Origin of the sequence: Streptomyces incanus (assembly GCF_042656345.1) — a bacterium.
Taxonomy (GTDB): Bacteria; Actinomycetota; Actinomycetes; order Streptomycetales; family Streptomycetaceae; genus Streptomyces; species Streptomyces incanus.
In genome coordinates this window covers 260,168-267,588 of record NZ_JBHSPC010000015.1, presented here as the reverse complement: position 1 = coordinate 267,588, position 7,421 = coordinate 260,168, and the positions used below count along the sequence as shown (strand labels likewise).

The 7,421-nt window shown below is 71.5% G+C and carries 4 protein-coding genes and 1 pseudogene; 2 read left to right on the top strand and 3 right to left on the bottom strand.

Translation table 11 applies throughout. From position 1 onward, the window contains the following. Positions 1–71: 71 nt before the first annotated feature. A complete protein-coding gene (locus ACFP2V_RS07055; RefSeq protein ID WP_381207552.1) occupies positions 72–1,124 on the top strand; it encodes a LacI family DNA-binding transcriptional regulator in 1,053 nt (350 codons plus the stop codon). A 1,059-nt stretch (positions 1,125–2,183) separates the two neighbouring features. On the opposite strand, the pseudogene ACFP2V_RS07050 reads toward ACFP2V_RS07055, so the two are convergent. From ACFP2V_RS07050 to ACFP2V_RS07040, 3 genes and pseudogenes are all read right to left on the bottom strand, one after another. Continuing rightward, positions 2,184–3,694 (bottom strand): annotated as a pseudogene (locus tag ACFP2V_RS07050) (DUF4153 domain-containing protein). 581 nt (positions 3,695–4,275) lie between these two features. Further along, positions 4,276–4,962: a class F sortase gene (locus tag ACFP2V_RS07045; protein ID WP_381207047.1), complete on the bottom strand. Its 687-nt coding sequence runs from the start codon at positions 4,960–4,962 to the stop codon at positions 4,276–4,278. A gap of 5 nt (positions 4,963–4,967) precedes the next feature. After that, positions 4,968–5,810 (bottom strand): DUF4397 domain-containing protein, encoded by an 843-nt coding sequence (locus ACFP2V_RS07040; protein ID WP_381207044.1) that lies wholly within the window; start codon positions 5,808–5,810, stop codon positions 4,968–4,970. Between the two features lie 1,212 nt (positions 5,811–7,022). Here ACFP2V_RS07040 and ACFP2V_RS07035 point away from each other — a divergent pair. Next, positions 7,023–7,325 (top strand): DUF1540 domain-containing protein, encoded by a 303-nt coding sequence (locus ACFP2V_RS07035; RefSeq protein WP_381207041.1) that lies wholly within the window; start codon positions 7,023–7,025, stop codon positions 7,323–7,325. The last annotated feature ends 96 nt before the right edge of the window (positions 7,326–7,421 follow it).

Below are 7,421 nucleotides of genomic sequence, written 5' to 3'. Positions count from 1 at the left end.
CGGGCCGGGCCGTGCCGTGCCGGGCCGGGCCGGGCCGGGCCGGGCCGGGCCGGGCCGGGCCGGGCCGTGCCGTGCCGGGCCGTGCCGTAAGGGTTGAAGAGGGAGGGGAACAGTTGGAAGGACGACGGGTGACGCTCGAGGCGGTGGCTGCCCATGCCGGGGTAGGCCGGGGTACGGCCTCGCGCGTCATCAACGGGTCCGACCGGGTCAGCGCGGCTTCACTCGAAGCCGTGTTCCGGGCCGTCCGCGAACTGGGCTATGTGCCCAATCCGGCGGCTCGCGCCCTCGTGCGCCGACGCACCGACACCGTCGCCTTCGTCGTCGCCGTCGAGCAGGAGCGGGTCTTCTGGGAGGAGCCCTACTTCTCGGCCGTCGTGCGGGGTGCTACCGCGGGCCTCGTGGACAAGGGGATCCAACTGCTGCTGGCCATCGCCCAGTCCCAGCAGGACCGCGACCGGCTGACCGCGTTCCTCAAGGCCCGCCATGTCGCCGGGGTCCTGCTCAGTTCATTCCGGGGTGACGACCCGCTGCCCGCTGCAATCGAACAGTCCGGGACGCCCGCCGTGCTGGTGGGCCGCCCCACCTGCTACGTCCCCGACTGGTCCGTCGACGTCGACAACGCCGAAGGCGCCCGGCTGGCGGTCCGGCACCTCGTCGAGCAGGGTCGGCGCCGTATCGCGACCATCACCGGCCCCCTGGACATCCAGGCCGGGGCGGACCGCCGTACCGGCTTCCACGACGCACTCCGGGAGAACGGGCTGTGTCCCCCGGCAGAGGCGCACGGCAACTTCACGCGTACTTCCGGTGTCGTCGCGATGCAGCAACTGCTTGATCGATTACCCGAGTTGGACGCGGTGTTCGCCGCGTCCAACATCATGGCCGCCGGAGCACTGCACGTCCTGCGACGGGAAGGACGCCGGGTACCCGAGGACCTGGCCGTGGTCGGCTTCGACGACTCGCCCGTCGCCGCCGATGCAGACCCGCCGCTGACGTCCGTACGGCAGCCGCTGGAAGAGATGGGCCGGGAGATGGCCCGCCTGCTGATCGCCCGGCTCGACAACACGCCCGTGGCGGAGACCAAGCTGGTCCTGCGCCCCACCCTGGTCGTCCGGAAGTCTTCCTGATGCCGCACGCTCGCCGGTCCCGGCCGGGGGCGACGCTGGCCCGGCACACCCTGGGGTGACGGCCGTGGCGAGAGCGCGGTTGTACGCGGCGGAGCGGCGTGCGGAGCTGCTGTCGGCGGTCAGGCCGGCGCCCTCACGGCGAAGCCGTCCGGCAGGGCGCGCCCTGCCGGCGAAAGCCTCGGTGAGTCGTCGGTCGCAGTCGTCATGTCGCCAGGGCCAAGCCATACGCCAACTCAGCCCTGCCGCTCGCCTCACCCGATGGTGTCCCGCCAGGTGGTGTGGGGATCTCCGCGGCCCCTGCGCCGCGGAGCCGGAGACGAATGTCTTGCGGAAAGTGTGAACAGTCGGCGGACACGTGTCACACGCGCTCTCAAATGAGCGCGAACAGGGCAACATTGGCCAGAGTGCTCACGTCTTTCAGACGGTGGATCACCTCGGGGCGTGGGCGGCGTTCCGGCATCGCACACGTCGAGGCCGCCGCCCCACCGGGCGGTCGCGGAACACCGCCCGCACGAGCAGCCGACCTCCCCGGCAAGGCCCGATGCGCCGTCACTCGATCTCACGCCCATCGAGCAGCACGCCCGACCCCGACCCCGACGTCACCTTCAGACCCCTTGCATCACCGCAGAGACACCGTCTCAGCCCGTAGGCCGACCGGAACGGATTCGGCACGCATGAGGCTGGGGACCCTGCGAACTCGCGGGAACCACCGAAGCGTGTCTTCCCGGGCCAAACGCGCTCAAGCAACGTGTACCCGGTTCAGGGCCCCGCCCAGAAAGAACTCCTCGATCGGGTGTCGCAGGTTCGAACCCTGCCGGAGGCACAGCAGAAAGGGCCGGCTCAAGAGGGGTTTCCTCCCAGGCCGGCCCTCCGTCGTGTTCGGAGTCGTGCCGCACGCGTGCCACTGGAGTCCGCCTCTCCTGGCCGGAGACCTCTTCCCCACCCTCGCGGATCACGGCCCCGAGCCGGTCCGCAACGGCCCGGTCCCGGTCGCTCGCGGTCCCGGGCACCAAAGCTGGCCCGGCCGGCCGCCCGCTCCGGCGGAACGGGGCGTCCCGGTCAGCGGTAGTACTCGAGGCTCTCCCCGCTGCTGCAGGTTCCCGGGCCGGTCGTCGCCGGCGGCCGTTCCTCGAGGATCTGCCGGGCGTGAACCTCTCCCCAGCTGATCTCGTACCAGGACGCCGTTGCCGGACCGAGCCCTTCCGCCAGGGGGCCGAGGACGCAGGACCGCATGGGCTCTTCCAGTCTGTCCAGAGCCGGGACCGCGTCCGCCGAGAGGCCACGTGCGTAGTCCAGGTCGAGCTTGTGGGTCTTCTCGTAGCGCCGCACGTTGTTCTCGGCGATCAGCCCGTCGGGAGAGGCCAGGCCGAAGGCGAGGACCCCGGCAGCGGCCGACGCGGCGACGGCGCGGGGCAGCCGGCGTGCGCCCCAGACTCCGGCGGCCATGATCAGCAGGATGACCAGGCCGAGCCACAGCTCCACGGCCACGACGGAGATCCGCAGCCGGGTCAGCCCGTACGCCTCGACGTACATGTCCATGCGCCGTACCGCCGAAGCGACCACGATCAGGGTGAGTGCGCAGAGGGCGCCGAGGACTCCCCGCATCAGGTTCCGGTCACCGGGCCCGCCGCGTGGTGCCCAGCGCAGCGCGAGGACGATGACCAGGAGGGTGAGGAGCGTGGCGGTGAGGAGCTGCCAGAAGCCCTGCCGCGCGTACTCGGAGTAGGTCTGGCCGGTCTTGTCCAGGACGGCCTGGTATCCGCCGAACAGGACGGCGAGCTGGATGGCGTTGAAGACGGCGAACAGCACGCACAGCAGGAGCAGGGGAAGCGCCCATTCGCCCCGGCCGCGGGCGCGGCCCGGACTGGTCTGGTCTGGAAACTGTCCCACCACAGAGGGGCGGCGGCGCTGTGTGCCGCCGCGAGGGCCCCGAGGAGTCCGAGGGCGAACAGCACCAGCCGCCAGGGGCCGTCGCCGACGGACGTGTCCGGGAGCAGCCTGCCCAGCAGGTCGGCGAAGGCCGCGTCGGCCCCGGCGAACAGTGCGCCGAAGACGAGGAGGAGCACAGCCGTCACGACCAGGACGCGCAGTGCGGAACCCACGTTGCCGGAGGCGTTGCCGGCCCGGGTGCGCACTCCTCGCCAGCCCCACCCGGCGCCCTTGAACAACGAGTCGACCAGCCCGAAGGGGCTGAGGACGACGCCGGCCCAGGTCCGCGAGCCGTGGAGGGCGAGCGAGGCGAGACCGACGGCGGTGGCCACGGCGAGGAGAGAAGGCCACAGGGCGGCGCGCAGCGCCGGAACCAGCAGGAGGGCGATCCCTCCGACGCCCCAGGCGAGCGTCCAGGGGCGAGCCTGCAACCGGCCTGCCTGGCGCGCGGCGAAGTACGCGGTGAGCGTGGCCGGCAGGGCGACGAGGAACAGATTGACGCCCACACCGTCGTCGAGGAGCGCCATGCTGAGCACGCCGGTGGCGAGTGCCGCCCACAGGACGGCGGTGCTCACGAGGGAGGGTGATCCGCGGCGCAGGTCGGTGAACCAGAGGTCGTGGGCGTAGGCGCCCGCGTACATGAGGCTGGGGACCTCGCCGAGCTGCGTGTCCGTCGTCGCGCGCGACCTGCCCTTCGGTGGTGTTCCCGCCCTCTGTGCTCCTCCTGTGTCCGCGGCCTCTCCCTCGGGTATTCGCCCCGACTGCCGGGACCGCTCAGGCGGTTCGGCGGGCTCAGGCGATTCGACGGGCACAGGTAATTTCTCTGTCACGGGACCCCCTCCCAACCGGCCCCTGAACACACGTACTCGGGTACGTCGAGCGGGTACCGGTGTCGCTTGCGAAGCCGGCCGCCATGATCGTCAGGGCGGCGTGCCCGCAAGGGTAGCGGGACCTACGGGGACGTCCGCGCTCGCGCAACTCACGAAGGCATGGCAGGAGTCGCGGGTGGGGCATACCCCACCGAGCAGGCCCGGTCCGCTGCACCCCGCAGAAGTCGTCCCCCCTCCGGATCCGCCGACACCCCCACTCCACGGTGGGTTCCTGCACGTGCCGCAGCACGCTCGCCCCGAGCTTCTCCCGACGTCACTACGTCGGCGCATCACCCGGTCCGCCAGAGCCGGACAGGTCTCCCCCGCCGCTGCGGATCATGGCCCCGAGCCGGTCACCCCTGGCCGCGCTCCTGGGCGGGAACGGCGTACACCAGCAAGTTCCTCTGATAGCCGCCGCGTTCGCGGTCGTACGGGGGTGCGCAGGTGACCAGGGTCAGGACCGGCCGGCCGTGGCGCCGGAACACCTCGTCGGGGAGTTCGTCCTTGTCGACCACCTCGCGGGCCGTCACCTTGTACCTCACGGGGGGCGCGTCCTCGCGGGCGACGGTGACGTCGTCGCCCTTCCGGACCCCGTACAGCTTGGCGAAAGCGCCCAGGTCGCCGGTGCGGCCGTCCACATGACCGATGAGGACGGCGGATCCGGCGGGGGCGCCCGGTGCGGGGCCGTAGCGGTACCAGCCGGCCTGTCCCACGCTGTCGGGGATCTCCACCGTTCCGTCGTCCTTGATGCCGACGTCCTGGAGCCGGGCGTCCAGAGAGATCCGTGGGATGCGCAGCGCCGTCGGCTCGGGTACGGGGCCGGACGCGTTCTCCGCCTCGTCCGGTCCACTGTCGTGGACCCCGAACGAGGGCCCGGCCGTAGGCTCCTGGGCCTGCGGCCGGGTGCCGAAGTCCGACGGCGCCGAGGTTCCGGACGGCCGCAGTGACCAGACCAGCAGCGCCGCCAGGACGGCGGCGACCACCGCGGCGGCCCCAACGGCCGCCGCGGAGGGCCGCCCGCCCCTGAGGGAGGAACGCATGGCCGTCAGTCGCTCCGGGTGTACCGGCGGCGGGCGGCCAGCAGACCGGCGACCGCGACGGCACCCATGGTGCCCCAGGCGAGCCAGACGGTGGCGGACTCGTTGGCGGCGGCCATCGCGCCGCTCTCACCGGCGTTCACACCGCGCGGCGCGGACTCCATGCCGCTGATCGTCTGCGTCTTCAGAGCGAGGTTCTTGTCCTTGGCGCTGCCCCAGGCGTAGACGACCGTGCTGGCGCCCTCGGCAAGGTCGAGGTCGGCAGGGCCGATGACCACGGTGTCGGTCCCGCCCAGGACGACATCGGCGTTCACCATGCCGGCGGGCACCTCGAGCGACTTCTCGTTCGGGTTGGTCAGGCCCTCGATGACCGGCTTGCCGCCCGCGCGGACGTCCACGGCGGGTGCCGCGGCCACGTGACGGACGGTCAGCCGCGACTTACCGGCCGGGACTTTGGAGGTGTCGTTGACGAACGCGGTGAGCACGGGGGTGCCCTGTGCGTCGAGGTGGGCCGCGAGCGTGGCGTTCGCCCCGGCCGGGATCTCGACGCTCTTCTGGATGGCGGGCTTGCCGCCGGGGCCCTTGCCGTCGGCGAAGACCTCGATGTCGTAGGTGCCCGGGTCCAGGGACTGGGGTTCGGTCAGGGTGCCGGGCTTGAAGTCGGGAAGCAGTTCTTTTCCGTTGGCGTACACGTCGACGGTGAGGCCCGGAACGCCGTGGAAGACGGTCACGGACGCCTTGCCGTCCTCCTGTGCCGTACCCCCCGCGGAGGCGGGGCCGGCCACGGCGAGGGACAGTACGCAGGCACTGGCGGTTGCGGTGGCGATCTTCCTGCTGCGCGAGTTCATCATTCGGAACTCCCTTCGTGGGGGACCCCGGTCACATGTGGGGTCCGGTTTCCGGATGAGCGGCTTCTCGGATGCATCGCGCGACGAGTTCTTCGGCCGGGTGCCCAGCGACCCCTCACTGGCGTCCGGCGGCCGACGTGCTGTCGCACGCGGTCGCGGTCGGGGTCGGGGTCGGTGTCACGGGCACTGTCGGGAGTGGTGTCACCGGTGCTGGCAGCTGTGCTGTCGGAAGTGAGGGCGGGCTACCCGGGCGGGTCCTTGAATGGGGCCGAGCACTTCGATCCCGGCCGCCGGGAGGAGACGCAGGCGCTCTTCGTTGAGCGGCCCACTCCCCGTGACACCTGGCCCAGTATGGGATGCCGTGTGACAGTGCACCACTTATGCCCCGTACACCCCAGGCGCCCCAATCGGAAACGGCACGCCGACCTGGCCGGCCCCGGCCGACTCGGCCCCGGCGGACGGCCCGAGCCCTGGACGAGGCCCGCGGCTGGAGCCGCTGGACCGTCGGCGGCGCCGACCGACGTGCGACACGAGTCGCGTGAAAAATCTTCGCCCCACTCCGCAGGGCCGTGAGCGGGAGGGGTTGGCCGACGCTCTTCACCGGTACGGAAACCTTGGCCGAGCGAACCGTGGAGGCGCATGCCGCGGACGGGGCAGCCGCCGTGGCACTCGTCGTCGCTCTCCGGCCCGGCGCCCGGTGGCTGCTCCGGACCGCCCCGATCACCGTCGACGTCCACGGCTGTACGGACCACACCGAGAGGGACGATCACCCCCCTGGTGAAGAAGGAAGCGGTCGGCCTGCCGACCTGCCGGCCTCAAGCCTTCTGCCCCGGCCAAAGTGCGCCACCACCGGACATCGCGGAAAGTGGAGGCCAGGAAGGGAACGTTCCATGAGCTGTCGGTGTGGACACGGCCCCTGGCCCCGCCCTGTCCATCCGTACCCGCCGCCCCAGGGCCACTGTCCGGCACTTCGTCCTTACGTACCGCCGCTGGAGCCTCGTGCCCGCGCCGTAGATGCGGAGGGAATCAGGGACTGTCTGCGGCAGCTTTGGGACGAGTTCGCCAGGCCTCGGCGGGACGTGGACGAGCGGAGGCGCCGGTCCAGTGAGCCGGAGCGGTGACCACCGATCGTGGTGGCGGCGTGCCGCGTCGCTCGGAGAGGACCACCACCGCAGCGACCAATCCGTGCAGCACCTCAAGAAAGCAGGCCCTCTCATGGCAGCCACGTCCGTCATGCAACTGCCCGTCATCAGCGAATGCGTGGCCGAGAGCTGCGCCTACAACCACGACCACACCTGCCACGCCGTGGCAATCACCGTGGGAGACGTCAGCGACCCCGTCTGCGACACGTTCATGGACGCAGACATGGAGGGTGGAGAGCCGTCCGTCACCGGCCGGGTCGGCGCATGCAAGATGGCTGACTGCCGGCACAACACCGGGCTGGAGTGCCATGCCCCGTCCATCACCGTCGGTTACGAGCGCGAGCAGGTCGACTGCCTCACCTACGCGCGGGCCTGAGCGACGGGCGCAGCCATCGCGAACTGCCGGGGGCGCTGCCCCTCAGTGAGTACAGCGACCGCCGCACCCGCAGTCGACTGTCAGAAGCCGTCGACG

Excerpts from the sequence above, each read along its gene's own strand:
- ACFP2V_RS07045 (WP_381207047.1), bottom strand. The coding sequence starts at position 4,962 with ATGCGTTCCTCCCTCAGGGGCGGGCGGCCCTCCGCGGCGGCCGTTGGG.
- ACFP2V_RS07040 (WP_381207044.1), bottom strand. The coding sequence starts at position 5,810 with ATGATGAACTCGCGCAGCAGGAAGATCGCCACCGCAACCGCCAGTGCC.
- ACFP2V_RS07035 (WP_381207041.1), top strand. The coding sequence starts at position 7,023 with ATGGCAGCCACGTCCGTCATGCAACTGCCCGTCATCAGCGAATGCGTG.